General features: G+C 70.1%; 19 protein-coding genes. 6 read left to right on the top strand and 13 right to left on the bottom strand.

What is annotated here, in order from left to right; translation table 11 throughout:
* Position 1: 1 nt before the first annotated feature.
* The gene (locus JYJ93_RS29180; RefSeq protein ID WP_347402706.1) at positions 2–1,297 is read right to left on the bottom strand and encodes an MFS transporter; all 1,296 of its coding nucleotides are present in this window, start codon (positions 1,295–1,297) and stop codon (positions 2–4) included.
* A gap of 184 nt (positions 1,298–1,481) precedes the next feature.
* Here JYJ93_RS29180 and JYJ93_RS29175 point away from each other — a divergent pair, with 184 nt between their 5' ends.
* Positions 1,482–3,053, top strand: a complete 1,572-nt coding sequence (locus tag JYJ93_RS29175; RefSeq protein ID WP_206797799.1) for a glucan 1,4-alpha-maltotetraohydrolase domain-containing protein — start codon at positions 1,482–1,484, stop codon at positions 3,051–3,053.
* Between the two features lie 150 nt (positions 3,054–3,203).
* Positions 3,204–4,184: a hypothetical protein gene (locus tag JYJ93_RS29170; protein WP_206797797.1), complete on the top strand. Its 981-nt coding sequence runs from the start codon at positions 3,204–3,206 to the stop codon at positions 4,182–4,184.
* A gap of 92 nt (positions 4,185–4,276) precedes the next feature.
* On the opposite strand, the gene JYJ93_RS29165 is transcribed toward JYJ93_RS29170, so the two are convergent.
* Genes JYJ93_RS29165 through JYJ93_RS29155 form a run of 3 tightly spaced genes read right to left on the bottom strand, consistent with a single transcriptional unit; the run spans position 4,277 to position 10,065 of the window.
* The gene (locus tag JYJ93_RS29165; protein ID WP_206797795.1) at positions 4,277–7,435 is read right to left on the bottom strand and encodes a multidrug efflux RND transporter permease subunit; all 3,159 of its coding nucleotides are present in this window, start codon (positions 7,433–7,435) and stop codon (positions 4,277–4,279) included.
* A gap of 27 nt (positions 7,436–7,462) precedes the next feature.
* Entirely contained in the window at positions 7,463–8,605 is a 1,143-nt protein-coding gene (locus JYJ93_RS29160; RefSeq protein ID WP_206797793.1) for an efflux RND transporter periplasmic adaptor subunit, read from the bottom strand.
* 26 nt (positions 8,606–8,631) lie between these two features.
* Entirely contained in the window at positions 8,632–10,065 is a 1,434-nt protein-coding gene (locus tag JYJ93_RS29155; protein WP_206797791.1) for a TolC family protein, read from the bottom strand.
* A 213-nt stretch (positions 10,066–10,278) separates the two neighbouring features.
* Here JYJ93_RS29155 and JYJ93_RS29150 point away from each other — a divergent pair, with 213 nt between their 5' ends.
* Positions 10,279–10,665, top strand: coding sequence for a MarR family transcriptional regulator (locus tag JYJ93_RS29150; protein WP_242543966.1), 387 nt, complete (start codon positions 10,279–10,281; stop codon positions 10,663–10,665).
* A gap of 99 nt (positions 10,666–10,764) precedes the next feature.
* Here the strand turns inward: JYJ93_RS29150 and JYJ93_RS29145 are convergent, their stop codons facing one another.
* A complete protein-coding gene (locus JYJ93_RS29145) occupies positions 10,765–11,058 on the bottom strand; it encodes a FruA-associating protein, FapA (protein ID WP_206797771.1) in 294 nt (97 codons plus the stop codon).
* 236 nt (positions 11,059–11,294) lie between these two features.
* Here JYJ93_RS29145 and JYJ93_RS29140 point away from each other — a divergent pair, with 236 nt between their 5' ends.
* Positions 11,295–12,368 (top strand): type IV pilus twitching motility protein PilT, encoded by a 1,074-nt coding sequence (locus JYJ93_RS29140; RefSeq protein WP_206800496.1) that lies wholly within the window; start codon positions 11,295–11,297, stop codon positions 12,366–12,368.
* A gap of 30 nt (positions 12,369–12,398) precedes the next feature.
* On the opposite strand, the gene JYJ93_RS29135 is transcribed toward JYJ93_RS29140, so the two are convergent.
* The 7 genes from JYJ93_RS29135 to JYJ93_RS29105 form a co-directional block, all read right to left on the bottom strand.
* Positions 12,399–14,030 (bottom strand): fumarate hydratase, encoded by a 1,632-nt coding sequence (locus JYJ93_RS29135; RefSeq protein ID WP_206797761.1) that lies wholly within the window; start codon positions 14,028–14,030, stop codon positions 12,399–12,401.
* 42 nt (positions 14,031–14,072) lie between these two features.
* Positions 14,073–14,642 carry a class I SAM-dependent methyltransferase gene (locus JYJ93_RS29130; RefSeq protein WP_206797759.1) on the bottom strand — a complete coding sequence of 190 codons (570 nt, stop codon included), beginning with the start codon at positions 14,640–14,642 and terminating at the stop codon, positions 14,073–14,075.
* 43 nt (positions 14,643–14,685) lie between these two features.
* Complete coding sequence (locus tag JYJ93_RS29125) at positions 14,686–14,859, bottom strand: hypothetical protein (protein ID WP_206797757.1); 174 nt, start codon at positions 14,857–14,859, stop codon at positions 14,686–14,688.
* Positions 14,860–15,044: 185 nt separating this feature from the next.
* Complete coding sequence (locus JYJ93_RS29120; protein ID WP_206797747.1) at positions 15,045–16,328, bottom strand: MFS transporter; 1,284 nt, start codon at positions 16,326–16,328, stop codon at positions 15,045–15,047.
* A gap of 72 nt (positions 16,329–16,400) precedes the next feature.
* Complete coding sequence (locus JYJ93_RS29115) at positions 16,401–17,507, bottom strand: isopenicillin N synthase family oxygenase (protein WP_206797746.1); 1,107 nt, start codon at positions 17,505–17,507, stop codon at positions 16,401–16,403.
* Between the two features lie 116 nt (positions 17,508–17,623).
* Positions 17,624–18,229 (bottom strand): protease, encoded by a 606-nt coding sequence (locus JYJ93_RS29110; protein WP_206797744.1) that lies wholly within the window; start codon positions 18,227–18,229, stop codon positions 17,624–17,626.
* 94 nt (positions 18,230–18,323) lie between these two features.
* Positions 18,324–19,409 carry a M35 family metallo-endopeptidase gene (locus tag JYJ93_RS29105; RefSeq protein WP_206797742.1) on the bottom strand — a complete coding sequence of 362 codons (1,086 nt, stop codon included), beginning with the start codon at positions 19,407–19,409 and terminating at the stop codon, positions 18,324–18,326.
* Positions 19,410–19,648: 239 nt separating this feature from the next.
* Between JYJ93_RS29105 and JYJ93_RS29100 the strand changes: the two genes are divergently transcribed.
* The gene (locus JYJ93_RS29100) at positions 19,649–20,344 is read left to right on the top strand and encodes a glutamine amidotransferase (RefSeq protein ID WP_206797740.1); all 696 of its coding nucleotides are present in this window, start codon (positions 19,649–19,651) and stop codon (positions 20,342–20,344) included.
* A 28-nt stretch (positions 20,345–20,372) separates the two neighbouring features.
* On the top strand, positions 20,373–21,659 hold the full coding sequence (locus JYJ93_RS29095; protein WP_206797738.1) for an ATP-binding protein: 1,287 nt from the start codon (positions 20,373–20,375) through the stop codon (positions 21,657–21,659).
* Positions 21,660–21,662: 3 nt separating this feature from the next.
* Here the strand turns inward: JYJ93_RS29095 and JYJ93_RS29090 are convergent, their stop codons facing one another.
* The gene (locus tag JYJ93_RS29090; protein WP_206797737.1) at positions 21,663–22,946 is read right to left on the bottom strand and encodes a hypothetical protein; all 1,284 of its coding nucleotides are present in this window, start codon (positions 22,944–22,946) and stop codon (positions 21,663–21,665) included.
* Between the last annotated feature and the right edge of the window lie 74 nt (positions 22,947–23,020).

The following is a 23,020-nucleotide window of genomic DNA, read 5'->3' as shown; positions in this document are numbered from 1 at the left end:
CTCACGCGGTGGCGGCGGCCGCGGTGGGCTTCTTGCGCAGGAACATCACGAAGATGAGCGCCACGATGCTGATGCCCACCAGCGTGATCAGCCCGTCCGCCGCGATGGTGGCGCGCGTGCCGATGCCCCGGAACTCCGACGCGTGCCCGTCCAGCGCCGTGGTGTAGCTGATGGCGAAGTTGGAGGCCGCGACGAAGAGCGAGTACTTCGTCGTCACCGCCGCGCCGTCGCTCACCATCTCCAGCACCATGCCGGCGAACGCCGCGAAGCCCGCGCCGTTCGCGAAGCTGTACGCGAGCGAACCCCAGATGTACGTGTCCGTCGTCATGGGCCCCGCCGCCATGGCGAACGCGCACATCGCCGTGGCCCCGCCCATCAGCGCGTACGCGAGCTTGCGGTTCATCCGGTCGGACAGCCAGCCGCCCATCAACGAACCCACCGCGCCGGTGACGGCCATGCCCGGACCGTTCACCATCTCCACCGTGTGCTCCGGCACCTGGTACGCGCCCGCCATCGCGCTGAAGAGGTTGGTGAGCGCGCCGCAGCTCACCGGCGCCAGGCAGAGCACCAGCATGATGAGCCCGTCGCGGCTGAAGGCCGTCTTCACCAGGTCCATCACGATGCTCTTCACCCGGTCCACCGCCGCCTTGAACAGCGGCCCGGTGGGCACGGTGGAGGGGTCATGCCGCTCGGTGATCCAGAAGATGCCCGCGCCGCTCGCCAGCACCAGCGTGGCCAGCACGATGCCCGCGACCTGCCGGGAGAACTGCGTCGCCAGGAAGATGGCCAGCGCGCCCATCATCGCGGTGGAGCCCACGTTGCCCGCCATCTGCCAGCCGCCCGTGCGCCCCTTGTCGGACGGCTTGGACGTCGTGGCCATCAGGCCGTTGAGCGCCGCGTGCGCCGTGGTCGCCGCCGCCTGCAACGCGGTGAGCAGCAGCGTGAAGACGCCCAGGTGTTGCGCGGGCTCCGGGAACATCGCGCACGCCAGCAGCAGCAGCGCGGTGAGCAGCGTGCTCACGCCGTACCAGACGCGGCGCCAGGGCCCCAGGTCGATGAGCGGCACCCACAGCAGCTTCCACGCGTGCGGCGAGAAGGCCGTGCCGGACAGCACGCCAATCTCCGCCAGCGGCATCCCGTCCTTCGCCAGCCAGTACGGCACCGCCGTCTGCAGGTAGCCCACCGCGGCGCCGAACTGCACCTCCAGCAGGCCGAACAGCGGGGGCCAGGCCCAGCGCGGTTCCTCGGCGGAGGCGGTGGCCGGAAGGGCGGTCTCTTGTTCAATCAAGGGCGACACCTACAGGGGAGAACAGGGGAGGGTGGGATTCTAGACACCTTGGGCGTCCTGCACAGCGCAACGCACCGCGCCGTCCGCTCGGATGCACCGGGTGGGAGGGGCCCCTTCAACGGGGAGTCCTGGTCCGTGTCGGAAGCCGGGACTAGCTTGCCCGCGCTTTCCCCCACAACCCCGAGGTCCCCCGATGACGTTGAAGACCCGACTGCTGGTCGTCTCCACGGCTGGCCTGTTCGCCGCCGCGCCCGCCGTGGCCAAGCCGCTGGATGGCGCCAGCACCGACGTGATGATCCAGGGCTTCCACTGGAACTCCGCCAGCGCGGGCGGGTGGTGGAACACGGTGAAGAACAACGCGGCCGCGGTGAAGGCCGCGGGCTTCACGATGATCTGGCTGCCGCCGCCCTCGGACGCGGCGTCCACGCAGGGCTATCTGCCCCGGCAGCTCAACGTGCTCAACTCCAGCTACGGCACGGAGGCGGAGCTCACCCAGGCGCTGGCCGCGCTCAACGCGCAGGGCGTGAAGCCCATCGCGGACATCGTGGTGAACCACCGCGTGGGCACCGCCAACTGGGCGGACTTCACCAACCCCACCTGGAGCGGCTGCAGCGCGGTGGCCGCGGGGGATGAATGGCCGAGCGCCTGCGGCAACGCGGACAGCGGCGAGGGCTACGCCGCGGCGCGAGACCTGGACCACTCGCAGGCGAACGTGCGCGCGGACCTGAAGACGTGGATGGGCACCCGGCTGAAGGGCGTGGGCTTCGCGGGCTGGCGCTTCGACTTCGTGAAGGGCTTCGCGGGCAGCTACGTGAAGGAGTACGTCACCGCGACCGACCCGTGGTTCTGCGTGGGTGAGTTCTGGCCCACGAACTACTTCGACGCGAACAACCCCGCCAACTGGAAGCAGCAGATCGTCAACTGGGTGGACGCGACCACGGGCACCTGCGCCGCGTTCGACTTCGCCACCAAGGGCCTGCTCAACGACGCGCTCACCAACAACAACTACTCGCGCCTGAAGGCGTCCGACGGCAAGCCCGCGGGCGGCATCGGCTGGTGGGCCAGCCGCCACGTCACCTTCGTGGACAACCACGACACGGGCCCCAGCGAGACGTGCGGCAACGGGCAGAACCACTGGCCGGTGCCGTGCACCAAGGTGATGACGGGCTACGCCTACGTGCTCACCCACCCGGGCATCCCCACCGTCTACTGGGCGCACTACTTCAACTGGGGCCTGGGCAGCTCCATCAAGACGCTGATGGACATCCGCAAGAACGCGGGCCTCACGTCCGAGTCCACCGTCAGCATCCAGCGCGCGGAGAGCGGCCTGTACGCGGCCATCATCGGCGGCAAGGTGGCGGTGCGGCTGGGCACCGGCTCCTGGACCCCGGGCACCGGCTGGACGCAGGCGGCCTCCGGCACGGACTACACGGTGTGGACCACCAGCACCACGCCGCCCCCCACCGGCACCACCGCCAACGTGGAGTTCGTGTGCAACAACGGCACGACCGTGATGGGCCAGAACGTCTACGTGGCCGGCAGCGTCGCGGCGCTCGACAACTGGAGCCCCACCACCTCCAAGATCCTCAACCCCACCGCGTACCCCACCTGGCGCGGCACCTTCGCGCTGCCCGCGAACACCACCGTGCAGTGGAAGTGCCTCAAGCGCGACGGCAGCGGCAACGTCGTCTGGCAGGGCGGTAGCAACAACACCGTCACCACCCCCGCGGCCGGCGGCAGCATCACCGCCACCGCCAGCTTCTAAGAGGCCGGGACAGGCGCCCCTGTCGCATGGCTTGCCGGGGGCGCCTGTGTTTCATCTGTTGCTTGAGTTCCATGCTTCAAGCTGTCACAGGGGCCGCTTCACTCCCCTGAGGCGGGCCGGTCCCGCCCTCCTGGAACGAAGGTGGACGCGATGAAGCGTGGAACGGCAGTGGTGTGGTGCATGGCCGCGGTGGGCCTGCTGGGCGCCTGTGGCGGTCCGTCGGAAGAGCCCCTGGCGAACGGCGGCATGGTGACGGCGCGGTCGCAGGCGCTGGTGTCGCCTCCGGCCTCGCTGTCCGGTGGCTTCATGAACTACCTGGGCACGCTCACGGTGGGCGGCGCGGTGTCGTCGAACACCGGCACGACGGCGGCCTACGAGGGCTTCAAGCTCACCGTCGCGGCGCACACGCAGGTGGCGTTGGAGGTCACGCACCTGGGCACCGGCGTGGGCGTGGACACGGGCCTCTTCGTGTATGGCCCCAAGGACGCGAACGGCAGCTACGGCACGCGCATCCTCTTCCAGGACGACGACTCCGGCTACGGCGAGCTGAGCAAGATTCCGCTCGCGACCCTCGACACGGCGGGCGAGTACCTGGTGGTGGTGGGTTGGAGCAACGGCCTGGGCAAGCAGTACCGCCTCCAGGCCTCGTGCGTGGGCGGCGCGTGCGTGGCGAACCCGACCCCGGCGCCTGCCGGCACCCCGGTGAAGCTGGCGGCGTTCCCCCTGGAGCCGGGACTCCAGGCGCTGCTCGACACCGGCAACGCGTACCGCGAGGACATGTTCTCCTTCCTCGACCGGTATGACTTCGCGTGGCCGTACTCGACGCCCGCGACGCTGGACGCCGCGGCGGCGGCGGTGCTCGCGCGCAGCGAGTACTCAGGCTACCGCAACAAGGTGCCGACCACGTCCACCTATGCGGCGTTCCAGTCCCAGATGTACCTGCAGTTCCAGGGGCTGCACCCGGCCATCCCCGCCACCTACGGCGAGGACCCCGCGAACGCGCAGGTGAGGAGCTACTTCCGCGAGTTCAGCACCGGTCCCAACGGGGACAACTGGCGCACGCTCAACATCATCCTGCTGCCCGTCTCCCGCCACGTCCTCGTGTACGAGCAGACCGCCCACGAAATCTGACGCGCACGGCAGTCCGCCGGAAACACCACCGCCCTCCTCTTCGCGTACCGGAAGGGGAGGGCGGTCTGTTTTCGAAGCGCTGACGAATCAGCTCACGGCGAGGGGGCCGGGGACGGCTCGTGCGACGGGGGCGCGTCCTCCTCACCGCTGGAGCGCTTCGCGTCCCCACGTACCTTCTGCATGAGGATGTAGAGGCCCGGGATGAAGATGAGGTTGATGATGGTGGACACCAGCATGCCGCCGAACACCGCGGTGCCCAGCGAGTTGCGCGCCGCCGCGCCCGCGCCGGACGCCGTCATCAGTGGCACCACGCCCAGGAGGAACGCGATGGACGTCATGAGGATGGGGCGCAGGCGGACCTCCGCCGCCGTCACCACCGCGTCCAGCGCGCTCTTGCCCTGCTCGCGCAGCTGCTCCGCGAACTCCACGATGAGGATGGCGTTCTTGGACGCGAGGCCCACGAGCATCACCAGACCCACCTGGCAGAACACGTCGTTCGCGTAGCCGCGCGCCACCTGCAACCCCAGCGCGCCCATGATGGCCAGCGGCACGGACAGGATGATGACGAACGGGAGGCTGAAGGACTCGTACTGCGCCGCCAGCACCAGGAACACGAAGAGGATGCCCAGGCCGAAGATGATCATCGTCTGGCCGCCGGACTCCTTCTGCTCCAGGCTGATGCCCGTCCACTCGGACGACATGCCCTGGGGCAGCGACGCCTGCGCCACCTGCTCCATGGCCTCCAGCGCCTGGCCGGACGACACGCCGGGCGCGCCCTGGCCGTTGATCTCCACGGAGCGGAACAGGTTGTAGTGCTTGATGACCTGCGCGGAGACGATGGGCGTCACCTTCACCAGCGACTCCAGCGGGATCATGTCGCCGCCTTCCGTGCGCGCGTAGAAGGAGCCGATGTCCTGGGGGCTGTCGCGGAACTGCTGCTCGGCCTGCACGTACACGCGGTAGGTGCGGCTGGCGTAGTTGAAGTCGTTGACGTACTGGCTGCCCATGTAGAGCTGCATCACGCCGAAGATCTGCTCGATGGGCACGCCCAGCGCCTTGGCCTTCTGGCGGTCCACCTCCACGTCCAGGATGGGCGTGTTGGCGTTGAACGGGGTGAAGACGCCGCGCAGGCGGCCCTCCTCATTGCCCTTCTGCACCATCTCCTGCGTGGCGTTGGCCAGGTCCTCCAGCGAGTGGTTGCCGGCGACGTCCTCCACGATGAACTGGAAGCCGCCCACGCTGCCCACGCCTCGGATGGCGGGGGGCTGGAAGGGGATGACGCGCGCGCTGCCAATCTTGCCCAGCGGCCCGCGCAGCCGCTCCACCAGCGCGGCCACGGACTGGTCCTTCCCGGTGCGCTCCTCCCACGGCTTGAGGGCCGTGAAGACGGTGGCGTAGTTGGAGCCGTTGCCGTTGGGAGAGAACCCACCGATGGCGAACATCACGTTCACCTCCGGCTGGGCCTTGAGCACGCCCTCCACCTCCTGGAGCACCTTCTCCGTCTGGCTGAGGGACATGCCCTCCGGGCCCTGCACGGAGATGATGACGTAGCCCTGGTCCTCATCCGGGATGAAGCCGGTGGGCGCGGAGCGGAACAGCATCACCGTGGCGCCGATGCAGGCGAGGAACGCCACCAGCACGATGACCGGGTGCACCAGCAGCTTGCGCAGCCCCTTGCCGTACAGGTCGCGCGTCCAGTCCAGCACCTGATCCACCTTGCGGAAGAACACCCACTTGGGGCCGTGGTGGTGCTTGAGCAGCCGCGCGGACAGGGCGGGCGTGAGCGTCAGCGCGCAGAAGGTGGACAGGGCCACCGACGCGGCGATGGTGAGCGCGAACTGGCGGTAGATGGAGCCCGTGGTGCCCGGGAAGAGGGCCACCGGGATGAACACCGCCACCAGCACCACGGAGATGGCCACCACCGCGCCGGCCACCTCCTTCATGCCTTCGCGCGCCGCCTGGAGCGCGTTGAGCCCGCGCTCCGCCATCAGGCGCTCGATGTTCTCGATCACGACGATGGCGTCGTCCACCACGAGGCCCGTGGCCAGTGTCAGGCCGAAGAGCGTCAGCGTGTTGATGGAGAAGCCCATCAGGTAGACGAACGCGAACGTGCCCACGAGCGACACCGGCAGGGTGAGCGCCGTAATCAACACGCTGCGCCACCCGTGCAGGAACAGGAAGATGACCAGGATGACGAGCGCGATGGCTTCGATGAGGGTGTGGATCACCTCATTGACGGAGGCGCGCACCGCGAGCGTGGTGTCCGTGCCGGTGCGGTACTCCAGGCCCGGCGGGAAGGACTGCGCCAGGCGGTCCAGTTCCTTGATGACGCCGTCGCGCACGTCCAGCGCGTTGGCGGTGGGCAACTGGAAGATGGCCAGGCCCACGCCGGTGCGGCCGTTGAAGCGCAAGAGGGTGGCGTAGTTCTCCGCGCCCAGCTCCACGCGGCCCACGTCCTTCACCGTGACGGCCTTGCCGTCGTTGTTGCGCATGAGCACGATGTCGCCGAACTCCTCCGGCTCCGCCAGGCGGCCCCGGGCGCGCACGGCGATCTGATACGGCTGCTCGTCGCTGGACGGCGGCTGGCCCACCTGGCCCGCGGCCACCTGGAGGTTCTGCTCCTGGAGCGCGCGCACCACGTCCTGCGGCGTCATGTTCCGGCGCGCCAGCTCGGAGGGGTCCAACCACAGGCGCATGGAGAACTTGCGCTCACCGAAGATGCGCACCTCGCCCACGCCGCGCACGCGCTTGATGGCGTCCTTGAGGTTCACGTCCGCGTAGTTGGAGAGGAACTTCGCGTCGTAGCGGTTGTCCGGGGAGGACAGGCCCACCGTCAGCAGCATCTGGCTGGAGGCCTTGTTCACCACGATGCCGGTCTGGTTCACCTGCGCGGGCAGGCGGGCCGCGGCGCGGCTGACGCGGTTCTGCACGTCCACCGCCGCCACCTCGATGTTGCGCGTGGGGGCGAAGGTGACGGTGATGGTGCTGGTGCCGTCGTTGCTGCTGGTGGAGGTGATGTAGCGCATGTCCTCCACACCGTTGAGCTCCTGCTCCAACGGGATGGTGACGGCGGACTCCACCACCTCGGCGCTGGCGCCGACGTAGGTGCTGGTGACGGTGACTTGCGGCGGCGCCAGGTCCGGGTACTGCGCGATGGGCAGCGTCGGGATGGCGATGACGCCCACCAGCGTCAGGATGATGGAGCAGACGATGGCGAAGACAGGCCTGCGGATGAAGAAGTCGACGAACACGGTGTGGCGCCTCTCTGGACTCGTCTGCTAGCGGCTGCCGCCGGTGGTGCCGCCGCCACCGGACGCGGTGCGGGGCGGCTGGGAGGACTCGTCGGTGTTCACGGTGACCTGCTTGGGAATGACGGGCATGCCGTCGCGCAGCATGTGCAGCGACGACACCGCGACCAGGTCGCCCTGCTTCAGGCCGCCCTCGACGACGTAGGACATGTCACCCAGCTGCCCCAGGGCCACCGGGCGGCGCTCCACCAGCGTCTTGCCGTCCTTCTTCTCCACCACCATGGCGAAGGGCTGGCCGCTCTGGCGCACCACCGCGAGCGCCGGAATCTGGAGCGCGTCCCGCGTGGCGTACACCAGCCGCGCCCGCAGCAGCTCGCTGGGGCGCAGGCCCACCGTGTTGCGGAAGGCGGCCTTCACCTCCACCAGCTGCGTGCGGGGGTCCGTCTGCGGCGCCACGTAGAAGACGGTGCTGGAGAGGATGACCTTGCCCTGCTGATCCAACAGCTCCAGCTGGGTGTCCGGCTTGATCGACCGCGCGCGGAACGCCGGCACGGACACGCTGACCTCCAGCGCGTCCGCCTGGGCCACGGACGTGAGCACCGTGGTGGCGCTCACGTAGTCACCCACGCGCACCACCACGTCGCCCATGGTGCCCGCGAACGGCGCGCGCACCACGTGGAACTGCAGCTGCACCTGGCGCTGGGCCACGTTCGCGCCGGCCGCGCGCGACGCCGCCTCCGCCGCCTTCACCGCCGCCTGGGCGCGCTCCAACTCCTGCACGCTGGCCAGACCCTCGCGGTTGAGGGACTCGGTGCGCGCGAGGGTGCGCTTCGCCAGCTCCAGCTCCACCGCGGAGGAGCTCTGCTGGGCCTGCGCGCTGTCCAGCGCCGCGGTCTCCTGACGCGCGTCCACCTCGATCAGCGGCGTGCCGGCCTCCACCTTCTGGCCGGGCTTCACCAGGATCTTGCGGATGTAGCCGTTCACCTGCGGCAGCACCGACACGCTCTGCCGCGACAGGAGCGACCCCAGGTACTCCCCGGTGTCCCGCACCTGGTGCGGCGCCAGGGACACGACCTGGACCTCGCGCGGCGGCGGAGCGGCCTTCGCCTCCGGCTTGCCCGAGCACCCGGCCACGCCAGCCACCAGCGCCGCGCCCCACACCGTCTTCGTCATCAGCGCCTTCAGGGGGCGTACCCTCGTCACCAGTCGCACCGGGCCTCCGTCAGGAACGCGTCCAGGCGGGCCTGGACGAGCTCGAATTCCCTCAAAACCAATGCGAGCTGGGCCTGGCGGAGGGCGGCTCCGCTCTGCACCAGCTCCAAACTGCTACCTCGTCCCACCTCGAAGGCCCGGCGCGTGAGCCGGTCCGTCCGGTCCGCCAGCTCCAGGGACTCGGCGGCGGTCTTCAACAAGGCTTCGGCCACTTCCACTCCACGCCGCGCGCGGGAAACCTCCACCCCCACGTTGCGGCGGGTGGCCTCGGCGGACTGCGCGGCCTGTTCTTCAATGCCCTTGCGCTCGCGCACGAGCCCTTCGCGCTGGCCGCCCTCCCACAGGGGGACGGACAGCACCGCGGACACGTTCCAGGTGGCGAAGCGGCCAAAGCCGGGGTCGGTGGTGAAACCCACCAGCGTGCTGCTCAGCCCCAGGGTGGGCAGGTAACCGGCGGAAGCCTGGCGCCGGCTCTCCCGGGCCGCGTCCACGTTGGCCCGCTGGGCCACCAGGTCCGGCCGGTTGGCCAGGTCCTGCAGGGGGGCGCACTGCTGGCGCGTCTCCTCCACCAGCCCGCCCAGGTTGAACGCCGGGTTGACGCCCACGCCGTGGTCCTCGCCCAGGGACAGGCCCAGCGACTCGCGCGTGCGGCGCAGCTGCTCGTCCCCGGCCACCAGCGCCTGCCGCGCCACCGCCACGTCCTGGCTCACCCGCACCACGTCCAACTGCGTGCCGGCGCCCAGTTCGAAGGAGCGCTGGGTGATGGCGTAGCGCTCCAGCGCCTGACGCAGGCCCACGCGGTTGATTTCGGCGGCGCGCTCGGCGGCCACCGTGGCCACCAGCACCTGCGCCAGCCCCTGGGTGAGGCGGCGCTGCACGTCCTGGAGGCTGGCCACGGACGCGGACTCGAAGGCCTTCGCGGACGACAGGCCCCGCCACGCCCCCACATCGATGATGGACTGGGTGAGGGACGCGGACACGGTGCCCAGGGGCGCGCTGGGACCCGCCACCCCGGTGCCGGTGTTGGAGCCGCCCACGAAGCCGCCGCCCGCGGCGGAGGGCACGTCCGGGTGGAGCACGTCCACGCCCACGCCCGCGGTGGCCCGGGCGTTGGGCAAGAGCAGGCCCAGGGACTGGCGCCACCGGCCCTGCGCGCGCGTCACGCCGGCCTCCGCGTTGCGCAGGTCCGTGGACTTCTGGCGCACCCGGGTGAGGGCGTCGTCCCACGTCTTCACCTGCTCCGTCGCGGGCGGGACGGGCGCGAGCATGGGGTCGTCCACCTTCGGCTGGAAGGGGACGACGGCCGGCGCGGACCCGGCGGCGCTGGCTTCAGGCGCGGGCTGCTTGGGGGCCGGGACCGGGTCCGGCGCCTGCTGCGCGCCGGCGAGGAGAAGGACGAGGAGGGCGCTGGGGGTGGCCATACTCAAGGAGCGGCAGGTCTTTCCGGCAGGAGCGAGTGGTGGTACCCACCCCGGGGTCCCTGCGCGCAGTCAAGTCAAGATGTAATTGACAACCGTTGTTGAATGCAATCATCTCTTACGCCCATGACCATCGCCGAGCAAGTGGCATCGACGCGACGCGCAGTGGTCCGGCTGCTCACCCAGAAAGTGGGTGAGCAAACGGATCGGCCGCTGATGCAACTGCTCGTGCTGAAGAACATCGGCATCTACGGCATCCACAGTCAGGCGCAGATCGCGGAGCGGCTGCTCATCGACGCGCCCGCGGTGAGCCGGCTGGTAGACCGGTTGGAAGAGGATGGGCTGGTGGAGCGCCGCGCGGGGGAGAACCGCCGCTGCGTGCGCCTGGAGATCACCGAGGCCGGGCACCGGGAGTTCCAGGCCCTGGAGCTCGCCGCGCAGTACGTGGATGCCCAGGCGCGCGCGTTCCTGGCGCCGCCGGAGGCCGAGGAGCTGTCGCGCCTGCTGGACAAGCTCCAGACGGGGCTGTGCCAGCTCCTGGGCAACGAAGCCGCTCCGCCGCCGCGCAAGGACGAACCGGCCCCCTCCAACGACAACGGGTGACGACGGGAGGCGGAAGGGCCCGGGCGCGATGCCCGTCCCGCCGCCGCCCCGCCGCCACCCGCGCGCCACGTCCGGGGGGGAGGAGGTGGTCTGTCGTCACTACCGGTGCCGCGGGATGTTGCGGGCCACGTGCAGGGCCCACGCCTCCGCCGAGTCCAGCTCCGCGCGGGCCTCGGCGTAGCGGTCCTTCGCCCCTTCACTCTGGTCGTTGGCGAAGATGGCGTCGTGCAGCTCCTTCTGGGCCCGGGTCAGCCGCAGGCTCGTCTGGAGCCACAGCCGGGCCGCCATGCGCGGCGTAATCACCACCTGGGTGGGATCCCACACCTCCAGGGCGGCGTAGTCAGCGGAGGACAGCTCTTCGTAGTGGGGGGCCTGCTCGGTTTGTCCGTTCATGCCCGGATGTTCGCCACGGATTTGGGGCAGGGCATCCGGGCCGTCCGGGCAGGAAGACGGCCACTGGTGAGCAGTCGAGGACAGTTCCTTCATCCCCCGGGGTACTCGCCTTCCCTGATTTGCGGGAAAATTTAGTACAGTGAGGCTGGGGAATGCTTCCCAGATTGCAACCATGGAGGGATTGGGTGCCCTTCTCCTAGAATCCTCCGCTCCATTCGTGAAGTGAGAGGGATTACCTGGACCAGAACACCCTGAACAAGCTGCTCACCGTCGGCGTCCAGAACGGGGCTTCGGACATCCACTTCCGCCCTGGGGATCCGCCCATCTACCGGGTGAACGGCGTGTTGCGGCCGTTGAAGATGGAAAAGCTCCAGGCTGATCACACGAAGCAGGTCGCGCTGCACGTGATGAACGATCAGCTGATGAAGGCGCAGATCGACAGTGTGCAGGAATGCGACTCGTCCTACAGCCTCCCAGGCGTGGCGCGTTTCCGGGTGAACATCTACCGGCAACGCGGCTCGCTGGCCTGCATCCTGCGCATCATCCCGGATGAGATTCCCAGCATCGACGGGCTGGGCCTGCCGCAGGTGCTCAAGACGATCGCGGGCAACGAGCGCGGGCTGGTGCTGGTGACGGGCGCCACGGGCTCCGGGAAGAGCTCCACGCTGGCGTCGATGATCAACCACATCAACCACACGGAGAGCCTGCACATCCTCACCATCGAGGACCCCATCGAGTTCATCTACAAGAACGTGAAGTCCTCCATCTCCCAGCGGGAGATTGGCCCGGACACGGCGAACTTCGCCATCGCGCTCAGGGCGGCGCTGCGTCAGGACCCGGACGTCATCCTGGTGGGCGAGATGCGCGACACGGAGACCATCGACATCGCGCTCAAGGCGTCGGAGACGGGCCACCTGGTGCTGTCCACGGTGCACACCACGGACGCGTCGCGCACCATCAACCGCCTGGTGTCGGTGTTCCCCGCGGAGGAGCAGACCATGGTGCGCATGCGCCTGGCGGACTCGCTCAAGGCGACCGTCTCCCAGCGCCTGTTGCCCAAGGCCACCGGCAAGGGACGCACGGTGGCGCTGGAGATCATGGTGCAGACGAAGACGGTGGAGCAGTACATCCGGGACGACCGCGCCGCGGAGCTCAAGGACGTCATCGAGAAGGGCCGCGACATGTTCGGCATGCAGTCCTTCGATCAGCACCTGACGCAGCTGTACCGCGCGGGCGACATCACGCTGGAGACGGCGCAGAGCGCGGCCTCCAACCCGGCGGACTTCCAGCGCGCGCTCGAGTTCGATTGAGCGCGCGCCGGAAAGCGACTTCGAAGCGGCCTACTTCTTCGCGGACGGCTTGTGGATGTTCGCGAAGAAGTCGTTGCCCTTGTCATCCACGACGATGAAGGCCGGGAAGTCGACCACGTCGATCTTCCACACGGCCTCCATGCCCAGCTCGGCGTACTCCAGGACCTCCACCTTCTTGATGCAGTCCTGCGCCAGGCGCGCGGCCGGGCCGCCGATGGAGCCCAGGTAGAAGCCGCCGTGCTTCTTGCAGGCCTCCGTGACGGCCGGGGAGCGGTTGCCCTTGGCGAGCATCACGAAGCTGCCGCCCTCCGCCTGGAACTGATCCACGTACGCGTCCATGCGGCCCGCGGTGGTGGGCCCGAACGAACCGGACGCGTAGCCCTCCGGCGTCTTCGCCGGGCCCGCGTAGTAGACCATGTGGTCCTTGAGGTACTGGGGCATGCCCTCGCCCCGGTCCAGGCGCTCCTTGATCTTCGCGTGCGCGATGTCGCGCGCCACCACCAGCGAGCCGGACAGGGACAAGCGCGTCTTGATGGGGTAGCGCGACAGCTCCGCGCGCAGGTCGCTCATGGGGCGGTTCAGGTCCAGCTTCACCACGTCGCCGGACAGGTCCGTGTCGGTCGTCTCCGGCAGGTACTTCGCGGGATCCCGCTCCAGCGCCTCCAGGAAGACGCCGTCGCGCGTAATCTTGCCCAGCGCCTGGCGGTCCGCGGAGCACGACACGGCGATGGCCACCGGGCAGGACGCGCCGTGGCGGGGCAGGCGGATGACGCGCACGTCATGGCAGAAGTACTTGCCGCCGAACTGCGCGCCAATGCCGGTGCGCTGCGTGAGCTTGAGCACCTCCTGCTCCAGCTCCACGTCGCGGAAGCCCCGGCCCAGCGCGTTGCCGCTGGTGGGCAGGGTGTCCAGGTAGCGCGCGGAGGCGTACTTCGCCGTCTTCAGCGCGAACTCCGCGGACGTGCCGCCCACCACGATGGCCAGGTGGTACGGCGGGCACGCGGCGGTGCCCAGCGAGCGGATCTTCTGCTCCAGGAACGCCAGCAGGCTCTGCGGGTTGAGGACGGCCTTCGTCTCCTGGAAGAGGTAGCTCTTGTTCGCGGAGCCGCCGCCCTTGGCCATGAAGAGGAACTTGTAGGCGTCGCCGTCGGTCGCGTAGAGCTCGATCTGCGCGGGCAGGTTGTTGCCCGTGTTGACCTCCTTGTACATGTCCAGTGGCGCCATCTGCGAGTAGCGCAGGTTGGCCGTGAGGTACGTGTCGAACACGCCCTTGGAGATGGCCGCCTCGTCACCGCCGCGGGTGAGGACGTACTGGCCCTTCTTGCCCATCACGATGGCGGTGCCGGTGTCCTGGCAGGAGGGCAGCACGCCGCCTGCGGCGATGTTCGCGTTCTTGAGCAGCTCCAGCGCCACGAACCGGTCGTTGGACGACGCCTCCGGGTCCTTGAGGATGTTGTTGAGCTGCTGAAGGTGGCCCGGGCGCAGGAGGTGCGAGATGTCCCGCATGGCCTCGCGGGTGAGCAGCGTGAGCGCCTCGGGCTCCACCTGGAGGAAGCTGTGTCCGCCGGCCTCGAACGTGGAGACGCCCTCCTTCGTGAGCAGGCGGTAGGGCGTCTCGTCCTTGCCAAGCGGCAGCATGTCCTGGAACTGGAAGTCACTCATCGCGGGAGGGTCTCTTCGAGAAGGGGTGGACGGCGGGGGACTCTACTCACGGGGCGGCGCGCGGGGCGGCACTTCGTAGAGGTAGACAGGCGTGCGGTACAGGTCCTGGAGCCGCACGCTGCGCACGGGTGTCCAGCCGCGCAGGCCGAAGGTGTGGCTGAGGATGCGGGCGCCTGGCGGCAGCTCGGCCGCGAAGCGGGGCGCCAGGCGCGTCATGATGCCCGGCGACAGGTAGCAGAGGACGCAGGTCGCGTCCTGGAAGGACGCGGCGAAGAAGTCCCCGCGTACCAGCGTGAGGTTGGGGCGGGGGAAGAGCCGCTGGCGCAGCCGGCTGAAGAGCCACGGCAGCCAGGACAGCTCGTACGCGACGATGCGCGCCTGGGGGCAGTGGTCCGCCAGGTTGAAGGCCACGTCCCCCCAGCCCGAGCCCAGATCCATCACGGTGCCCCGGGTGTCCGCCGGGAGCATGGCCAGGAGCGCCCGCCGCACCCGGGGCGAGCTGGGCATGGGCGGCGCGCCGGTGCGCAGCGTGGAGACGACGATGGACAGCACCCCCACGAGGAGCACCGCCCAGAGCAGCAGGAAGAGGAGGAAGGAGCCCGTCACGCTCACGGTCGGCGCGCATCATCGCGCGCGGATCGCCCCACGTGGGGCCCTACTTGCGAGGGTGTTTGCCGGCGTCCGCTCGGACCACGCGGGGCGCGCCCGGGTCCGGCGGGTGGGTGACGGGGACGGGCGTGGGCTCGTCAGGATCGAAGAAGGCCCGGCCCAGCACGAGGCACAGCGCGGTCCCTACGCAGAGTGCCAGCACGTGGAAGTAGTACGCCATGGGACGAGAGTCCAAGCACGGACCATACCACCGGCGTCCCTCCTCTGGAGGTGGGGGCGGGCGCGCCCCACTTGTGTCCTTCCAGGCTACAGGCCCTGCCGACAGGTGGCCGCCCAGGCAACAGCCCTCTCACCGGGCGTCAAAACCTTCGCGGGCCGTGGTTTTCACCCTGCGCCCAGGAGGGCTCAGACGGAGGGCGCGGACTCGGTGACGTCCTGTTCGGGTTGGGGCGGCGGGTGCGCGGCGGACTCCAGGCGGTCCACGTCGCGCAGCTCCGGGAAGAGCCAGGCCCAGAGGCCCACGACGACGAGCGTGCCCACGGCGCCAATCACCACCGCGTGCACGGCGCCCAGCGCCTCCGCGAGCGAGCCCGCGCGGAACTCGCCCAGCTCGTTGGAGGCGCCGATGCACATCATGTTCACCGCGCCCACGCGGCCGCGCATGTCGTCCGGCGTGGAGACCAGCTCCAGCGTGTGGCGCACGACCACGCTCACCATGTCCGCCGCCCCGCCAATGGCGAGCGCCGCGAGCGACAGGGGCAGGGACGTGCTCACGCCGAACACCAGCGTGGCCGCGCCGAACACCGCCACCGCGCCGAACATCTTCCACCCGGCGCGCCCGCCCAGGGGACGGAACGCGAGCAGCACCGCCACCACCGCGGCGCCCGCGGCCGGAGCGCTGCGCAAGAGGCCCAGGCCCCAGGGGCCGGTGTGCAGCACGTCGCGCGCGTAGATGGGCAACAGCGCCACCGCGCCGCCCAGCAGCACCGCGAAGAGGTCCAGGGTGAGGCTGCCCAGGAGCATCCGCTTCTGGCGCACGAAGCGCAGGCCCGCGACCAGCGTCTTCATGGAGATGGGGTCGCGCGACGCGCTGCCGGTGCGCACCTGGAGCGAGAGGATCCACACGATGGTGAGCGCGCACAGCGACGCGGACGTGATGTAGACGCCCTTGCCGCCCAGCCAGCCGTAGAGCAGGCCGCCCACGGCGGGGCCGGCGATGGTGGCCACCTGCCACGTGGTGGAGTTCACCGCCACCGCGCGCGTCAGCTCCTCCTTCGGCACCAGGTAGGGCGTGAGCGCGGAGCCCGCGGGCGCGTAGAAGGCCCTCGCGGTGCCGAACAGCACCAGCACGCCGTAGACGAAGCGCACGTCCTCGAAGTGGCCCAGCGTGAAGGACAAGAGCAGCAGGCTGCACACCAGCATCACGCCCTGACAGATGGCCAGGATGCGGCGGCGGTCATAGCGGTCCGCCACCTGCCCGCCCAGGAGGCTGAAGGCGAGGAAGGGGACGAACTGGGCCAGGCCCGTGTAGCCCAGCGCGAGCGCGCTCCCGGTGAGCTCGTACACCTGCCACCCGATGGCCACCGATTCAATCTGCGCCGCGAGCACCGCGCACAGGCGGGCGACCTGGTACAGCCGGAAGTCGCGGTGACGGAAGACGGAGCTGGCGAGGACGGAGGGGGTGGCCATGGGGTGGCTGCGCTGTAACGCAGCCCCTCCCCCTCGCGCCAGCGACAAGGGGCACCCGGCCCCGGGCGCGGCTTATGAGGTCGCGCGCATCCGGTTCAGCCGGTCGTAGTGGCGGTAGCCCAGCTTGTCGAGCGCGGCGGGCGGCGCGAGGCCGATGTCCACCAGCGTCTTGATGTCGTACGTGCCCGCGAGCACCGGCGGCGCGTAGTTGGCCACCGCCTCCGGCGTGCGGAAGCCGGGCAGGGGGAAGAGCACCTGGCTGGTGTGCACGTGCATGAAGTGCGCGGCGGACTGGCGCTGCCACCCCGGCACGCCCGGCGCGGTGATGACGTGCGGCGTGGCGAGGAACGTGCCGCCCGTGAGGATCTCCAACTGCTGGCCCACCTGCGCCACGATGCAGCCCGCGGGCGCGGTGCCGCGCACCATGTGGCCGTTGGGCGCGTCCGGCGCCGCGCGCGTGCGCAGGTACAGGCCGCTCTGGTCGTCCGGCTTGGGCGCGGGGCGGCCTTCCGGATTGAGGAACCGGCCTCCGGGCAAAAGCGTCAGCAGGTTGAAGTCGGTGTGCTCCTCGCCCCAGAGGATGCCGGTGTTCACCTGGGCGGGGCCCAGCGGCAGGTACTGGAGCGCGCGCGTGACGTGGGGCGCCTTCTCGCACGCGGCGGTGAAGGTGTCCTCGGGCAGGCTCAGCGCCAGGGCGGCGCCGCGCAGGAGCTTGAGGCCGGCCTCGTGCAGCGCGGTGCCCATGGTGAGCAGGCCCTCCTGGAAGAAGGGCGGCGCGTCGTCCGGCCAGATGTTCTCCGGGTACAGCTCCGGGAACTCCATGGCGGACTGCGCGTCCGTGGGCGTGGGCGCAGCGAAGTAGCACTCCTTGAAGTCCGGCTGCCCGTTGCTGGCGACGGCGACCTCCGTGTTGGGGGGCGTCCAGCCGCGCTGGTACCAGAGGTCCGCGCGGCCCAGGGGGCGCTTCTGGGCGTCCGGGCGGGCCACGAAGGCGGAGAACGCGTCGTAGAAGCGCTCCAGCGCCGGCGCGTCCACGCCGTGGTTCTTCACGAACACGAGGCCGAAGACGCCGAAGGCCTCGCGCAGGGCCGCCGCGGCGCGCTCCAGGCGCGCCGGTTCACCCGACGCCAGGTCCAAGAGGTCGACCGTCGGGATGTTCATCGTGGGGGTGTCCGCCATGGTGGGCCCAGGTGTATCGCGCCCGGGCCCGGCTGAGGAGGGGGAGCGTGCCTGCCCGCCCTCCTCGTTCCAGGGAAATCCGGAAGGGGGCCCCGCCTCCCGCCTCACGGCTCCCCTCAGCGCGCGGCCACCGTCACGTCCACGGGGGCGCACGTCACCGGGGTGGACTGGTATTCGCCGCCGGCCCGGGGGACGTCCTCCTTGCGCGTGGCCACGTCCATCAGCGCGTCGCGGAAGGTGATGCGGTAGGTGCCCGGCTTCTTGAAGTCCCAGGCCTGCGTCACCTCCACGGTGTTCTCCACCGTGGCGCCCGGGGCGATGGCCGCGTAGCTGTCCGCGCTCGGGGCGGCGCGCTTCACCATGGGGCCCTGGTACGGCAGCTCCTCGCCGTCGCGGGTGATCTGGAAGACGGTGCCCAGGATGCCCTCCAGCGGCGTCTGCCACTTGAGCACCCAGACCGGGGACTCCGAGCGGTTGGTGAGCTTGAAGAGGACTTCAATGGGCTCGCCCGCCTTCGCCTTCGGTTGGACGCTGAGGGCGCACTCCAGCTTCGGGGTCGTCATGGCGGTGGGCTCCTTCGCGGGCTCGGCGGCGGGGGGCGGTGTCGCGGCGACGGGGGCCTGCTGTTGCGCGGGGGCCTCCGCGGGCTTCGGGGTACAGGCGGTGACACCGGCGGCGGTGAGCACCGCGAGCCATGCGAGGTTGCTTCGTCCCATGCCCATGACGTGACGCTCCTTGAGTGCGTACGGCGAAAAAAAGAAGAGGGGCGCGAGCCCATGTGGCCCGCGCCCCTGGAATCAACGGCCCGCCGTCACCTTACGGCAGCGAGGGGTTGTTCTCCGCGAAGTATTCGTGGCTGTCCGCGTTGTCACGCGCGCGCGTGGAGTTGGACTTGGCCAGGTTCTTCGCTGCCGTCTGGCCGTAGGCCCAGTCGTCCGTGCCGGCCACGACGGTGAAGTGGCTCATCTCGTGGACCAGCGTGCCCGCGCGCGAGTCCGTGCCCGTGTTGGGGGCGCTCCAGAAGGCGCCGCACACGTAGATCTTGTACGGCGAGGACGGGTACACGTACGCGTACGTCCCGCTGTCGTTGCAGCTGCAGTCCACGACGACGTTGGCGGACGCGAACGCGTTCTTGATGTTGTTGAAGTGCGTCTTGATGGTGCTCCAGCCGCTGCTGGAGTACGTGCCGAACCAGGTGGTGTAGCGGCTGGTCGCGGACGGCGTGCCGCTCAGGTACGAGTACGCGTTGTTGGAGTACGTCTTGGCGCTGTTGTACGCGTTGGTGATGGTGGTCTGCTCGGAGCTGGTGCAGGCCCCGGAGTAGGACAGGCCCTGCGCCGTCACCGTGCCCATCGCCTCCGCGCCATCGCGGCGGGTGTCGCGGCCCTCGATGAAGAGGCTGACCGAGTTGGACGACAGCGCCGTCACGCCCGCGCGCGCCTCCAGCTCGTAGCGGAGGGTGTACGTCCCGGAGACGGACAGGTCATACGCGTCCGACACGACGACCGGACCGGAGATGCTCTGGCCGGGGGCAATCGTGATCAGGTCCTCGGCGCGGCCCATCACGCGCTTGAAGTGCGCGCCCGTGTACTCCACCGGCTGGCCGTCGCGGGACACCGACAGGCGGCCCTCGTTGAGGCCCTCGCCCGGCGCGTCCCACTTGTAGAGGCTCACCGGCGCGGAGGAGGTGTTCGTCAGCGTCACCTCCACCGTCACGCGGTCGCTGGCGGCCATGGAGGCCTTGCCCGCGGTGACCTGCGCCGTCAGGGCGCCCTGGGCCTGCTCCGTGGCCTCGGCCGGGGTCTGCTCACCCTCCGCCGGAGGAGCGCCGCAACCGCTCAGCAGGGAAACGCCGACCACCGTGCCCATCAGCCACTTGAAACCGCGAAGGCTCTTGCTCACGAGGAACTTCCTTTCGGAAACGACGCGACGAAAAAACACCCAAGGGGGAATGCCCGGGTCCGCATGCTTATAGGGGAAACCGGGCCCGCTGATGATGGCACGAAATACTGTGAAATAAACGCCTACCGGCTATCCGGGTTCACGCCGCGTCGCGGCCAGACGTGGCCTGGAGCGTTAGTCTTCACGCGGCACGCATTGCGTGTGGCACCAACCAGGACACAGCGAAGGGGTGGCGGACGATGCGCGCGGTGGTGTTCGAGCACGAGGAGCACGAGGGGCCCGGCCTGCTGGGGCCGGCGCTGGAGGCGGCGGGCTTCACGCTGGTGCGGCGCTTCCGGACGGTGAAGCGCGAGGACGTGGACGCGCCGCTGGTGGTGGTGATGGGGGGACCCATGGGCGTGTACGAGGCGGACGCCCATCCGTTCCTGAATGAAGAGCTGGCGTTGCTGGGAGAGCGGCTGGCGACTGACCGCGCGTGCGTGGGCGTGTGTCTGGGTGCGCAGCTGTTGGCGGCGGCGGCGGGCGCGACGGTGTCGCCGGGGAAGAACGGCTTCGAGGTGGGCGTGGGGCCGGTGCGCTGGACGCAGGACGCGCTGAAGGACCCGGTGGTGGCGGGGGTGAAGGCGCGCACGGCGGTGGCGCACTGGCATGGGGACACGTACACGCCGGTGCCCGGCGCGACGCTGCTCGCGTCCACGGACCGGTACACGCAGCAGGCCTTCCGGCTGGGGAAGTCGTATGGCTTCCAGTTCCACCTGGAGCTGACGGCGCGCGAGCTGGGGCGCTGGCTGGAGCTGGGGGCGGAGGACCTGGTGACGCGGGGCAAGGACCTGGCGGCGCTGAAGGCGCAGCTGCCCAAGCTGCAGGCGGCGGAGGTGGAGAACACGGAGCTGCTGCACCGGCTCGCGCATCAGCTGGCGAAGGGCCTACGCTGACGGCGGTCCAGGGAAGGGGCCGGACGCCATGAAGCTGACCCGTCTGCACGTCCACCACTACCGAGGGCTCGCGCCGGACACGGCGCTGACGTTCGGCCCTGCCCTGAACGTGGTGGTGGGCGCGACGGGCAGCGGACGCACGACGCTGCTGGAGCTGGTGTCCGCGGTGCTGTGCTCGGACTTCTCCGGCCTCCTGCGGGAGCCGTTCGCGCTGGACTACGCGCTGCGCTTCGACGCGCTGACCGTGGACGTGGCCGTGCGCAACGAGCCGCCCGCGGCGCTGCCCGCGAATGCCGGGGAGGGCGGCCCGGGGGATGCCCTGGCGCTGCCGCCCGCGGCGTTGGCGCACGGGCTGCTGCCCTCCATCGTGGCGACGGTGCGGTGGGATGCGGCGGAGGACGCGCGGCTCGTCATGCGCGCCAGCGCCACGGGCTTCGCGTGCGAGGTCGCGGGCGCGGCCGGCTTCTCCAAGCGCATGCACTGGTCGGTGTTGGACCGCTCCGTGTGGACGCTGCTCTTCATGGCCGCGCAGTACCTGGAGCGCGGCGTGAAGGACCGGCTGAAGGACCTGCTCCGGGAGACGTTCCTGCTGGCGCCGCCGCGCTTCGACGAAGCGCTGGGCATGTTCGAGCGCATTGGCGCCATCCGCTACGCGATGGAGCAGCGCGGTGAGGAGCTGTTCCCGCTGGGCCTCATGGCGCTGCCCACGTGGATGCCCGGCTGGCTGCGCGAACAGGTGGAGCGCGAGCCCGTGCCGCCGTCGCTGCTCCTGCGCCACGATGCGCTGCCCCAGGGCTTCCTCGCGCGCTTCGTGACGCTGGCGGGGTTCGCCTCCGGCACGCTCACGGTGGACGTGACCGAGACGACGCCCCTGTCCCAGGGCGGGCGGCTGGGCTTCAGCGGCTTCCGCTTCGCGTTCGTGCGCCCGGACGGCACGCCGGTGGCGCAGGAGCAGCTGGGCCATGGCCAGAAGCGGCTCTTGTCCTTCCTCTACTACCTGGACGTGCACGGAGCCTTCGTCATCGCGGACGAGCTGGCGGACGGCCTGCACCCGGACCTGGTGCGCGCGTGCGTGCGGGACATGGGGGCGCGGCAGGCCTTCGTCACCAGCCAGAACCCGCTCCTGTTGGAGCAGCTGGAGTTCACCCACGCGGAGCAGCTGCGCACGTCGTTGATCCGCTGCGAGGTGGGGGGCGGGCCTGGGCGATGGCGGTGGATGCAGCCCACGCCGGAGGAGGCCGCGCGGTGGTTCGACGCGTACCTCGCGGGAACCGTGCCGCTGGGCGCGGTGCTGCGCGCCCAGGGCTTCGGGTGACCGTCAGGGCGCCGTCGAGCCCTTGAAGAGGAAGTCGTCGTCGAAGCCGCGCGAGACCAGGGGCCTTCCCAGGTGGAGGGTGCCGGAGAAGTAGCCGATCCCCACGAACGCGCGCTGCTTGTTCACCGCGACGTCCCTGAAGAAGGGGCGCCCGGTCGAGGTGTACGTGCGCCGCCACTGCTGCTGACCCTCGATGCGCTCCAGCCTCGCGGTGAAGAGCGTGTAGCCGGAGGCCGTGTCCGGCTCGATGGAGGCACCGCCCACGACCACGGCGTCGTCCTCGGCCATGGCGACCGCGCCCACGGCTTGCGGGTAGCCGCGTGCCCATCGCTCTTCGCCGGCCCGGGTCCACGCGACGAGGAAGCCGGCGCCGGAGACCGGGGGCGTCACCGTCTGGCCCCGGAACGTGAAGGCGCTGCTGAACTGGCCGCCCACCACCACCCGGTTGCCGTGCACGGCGATGCTCGCGGCTCCTCCCGACGCGCCCACCAGCGACCGGGTCCACACCACCGTGCCCGAGGGGTCCACCTTCCAGACCTCCGGGTCGGGGTACAGGATGCCCGCGAAGTAGAAGGCGTCCGCTTCATCCACCGCGACGCTGGCGCCGACGCTCAGGATCAACTGCTCGCGCACGGTCCACTGCGCCACGCCAGCGGCGTTGAACCTGGTGAGGAAGGCGGTCTCGACGTCCGTCACCTGCGAGGAGTTGGGTCCCAGGCCGAAGTCCACCGTGCGGAAGGCGGTGCCCGCCATGGCGATGCCGTCCTGCGAGTCGGTGACCAGGTCCCGGGGATCGACGCTGCCCGTGAAGTGCCGGGCCCACTGGAACTGCCCCGTCTTGCGCAGCTTCAGCAGGAAGGCGCCCGCCGGTTGGAGTCCCCCGCCCAGGTCGATGGGCTCGTTCGAGCTCCCCGCGACGAGCACGTTGCGCTCGCGGTCCACCGTGAGCGCCACCGCGTTGACGAAGTTCTGTCCGCCGGGAGGAAGCACACCCTCGTAGGCGCGGGTCCACAGGAGCGCGCCGGCCGTCGTGTACTTCGCTACCGCGAAGCCGAAGCTGTCCGGGTTCCCGGAACCGACGGGGCCCGCGCCCAGGTCCACGCTGCCTTGATAGAGGAACAGCGCGAGGATGTTGCCGTCGCGGTCGAAGGCCACGGCGTGGGCCTGGTCGAACCGGGGGGAGCCCAGGTGCTTCACCCAGGCGAAGTCGCCCCCGGTGAGTGCCGCCTCCTGTGTCCGCGGGGAGGCCTCCGGCGCATTCGAGGGGCCGCACCCTCCGAGCGTCATCACCATCATGACGCTGCCCAGAAGCCAACCGACCCTCACCCTTTGAGTCATTCCCATGCGCACCCCCGGCTGTC

This window comes from Corallococcus sp. NCSPR001, assembly GCF_017309135.1.
GTDB lineage: Bacteria > Myxococcota > Myxococcia > Myxococcales > Myxococcaceae > Corallococcus.
Note: the sequence above shows the minus strand (reverse complement) of the source record. Positions and strands in the feature narration are given on the sequence as shown.

Coding starts and splice junctions, on each gene's coding strand:
- JYJ93_RS29125 (WP_206797757.1), bottom strand. CDS start 14,859: ATGGCGTACTACTTCCACGTGCTGGCACTCTGCGTAGGGACCGCGCTG.
- JYJ93_RS29170 (WP_206797797.1), top strand. CDS start 3,204: ATGAAGCGTGGAACGGCAGTGGTGTGGTGCATGGCCGCGGTGGGCCTG.
- JYJ93_RS29150 (WP_242543966.1), top strand. CDS start 10,279: ATGCAACTGCTCGTGCTGAAGAACATCGGCATCTACGGCATCCACAGT.
- JYJ93_RS29160 (WP_206797793.1), bottom strand. CDS start 8,605: ATGACGAAGACGGTGTGGGGCGCGGCGCTGGTGGCTGGCGTGGCCGGG.
- JYJ93_RS29120 (WP_206797747.1), bottom strand. CDS start 16,328: ATGGCCACCCCCTCCGTCCTCGCCAGCTCCGTCTTCCGTCACCGCGAC.
- JYJ93_RS29175 (WP_206797799.1), top strand. CDS start 1,482: ATGACGTTGAAGACCCGACTGCTGGTCGTCTCCACGGCTGGCCTGTTC.
- JYJ93_RS29155 (WP_206797791.1), bottom strand. CDS start 10,065: ATGGCCACCCCCAGCGCCCTCCTCGTCCTTCTCCTCGCCGGCGCGCAG.
- JYJ93_RS29115 (WP_206797746.1), bottom strand. CDS start 17,507: ATGGCGGACACCCCCACGATGAACATCCCGACGGTCGACCTCTTGGAC.
- JYJ93_RS29135 (WP_206797761.1), bottom strand. CDS start 14,030: ATGAGTGACTTCCAGTTCCAGGACATGCTGCCGCTTGGCAAGGACGAG.
- JYJ93_RS29100 (WP_206797740.1), top strand. CDS start 19,649: ATGCGCGCGGTGGTGTTCGAGCACGAGGAGCACGAGGGGCCCGGCCTG.
- JYJ93_RS29145 (WP_206797771.1), bottom strand. CDS start 11,058: ATGAACGGACAAACCGAGCAGGCCCCCCACTACGAAGAGCTGTCCTCC.
- JYJ93_RS29110 (WP_206797744.1), bottom strand. CDS start 18,229: ATGGGCATGGGACGAAGCAACCTCGCATGGCTCGCGGTGCTCACCGCC.
- JYJ93_RS29090 (WP_206797737.1), bottom strand. CDS start 22,946: ATGACGCTCGGAGGGTGCGGCCCCTCGAATGCGCCGGAGGCCTCCCCG.
- JYJ93_RS29095 (WP_206797738.1), top strand. CDS start 20,373: ATGAAGCTGACCCGTCTGCACGTCCACCACTACCGAGGGCTCGCGCCG.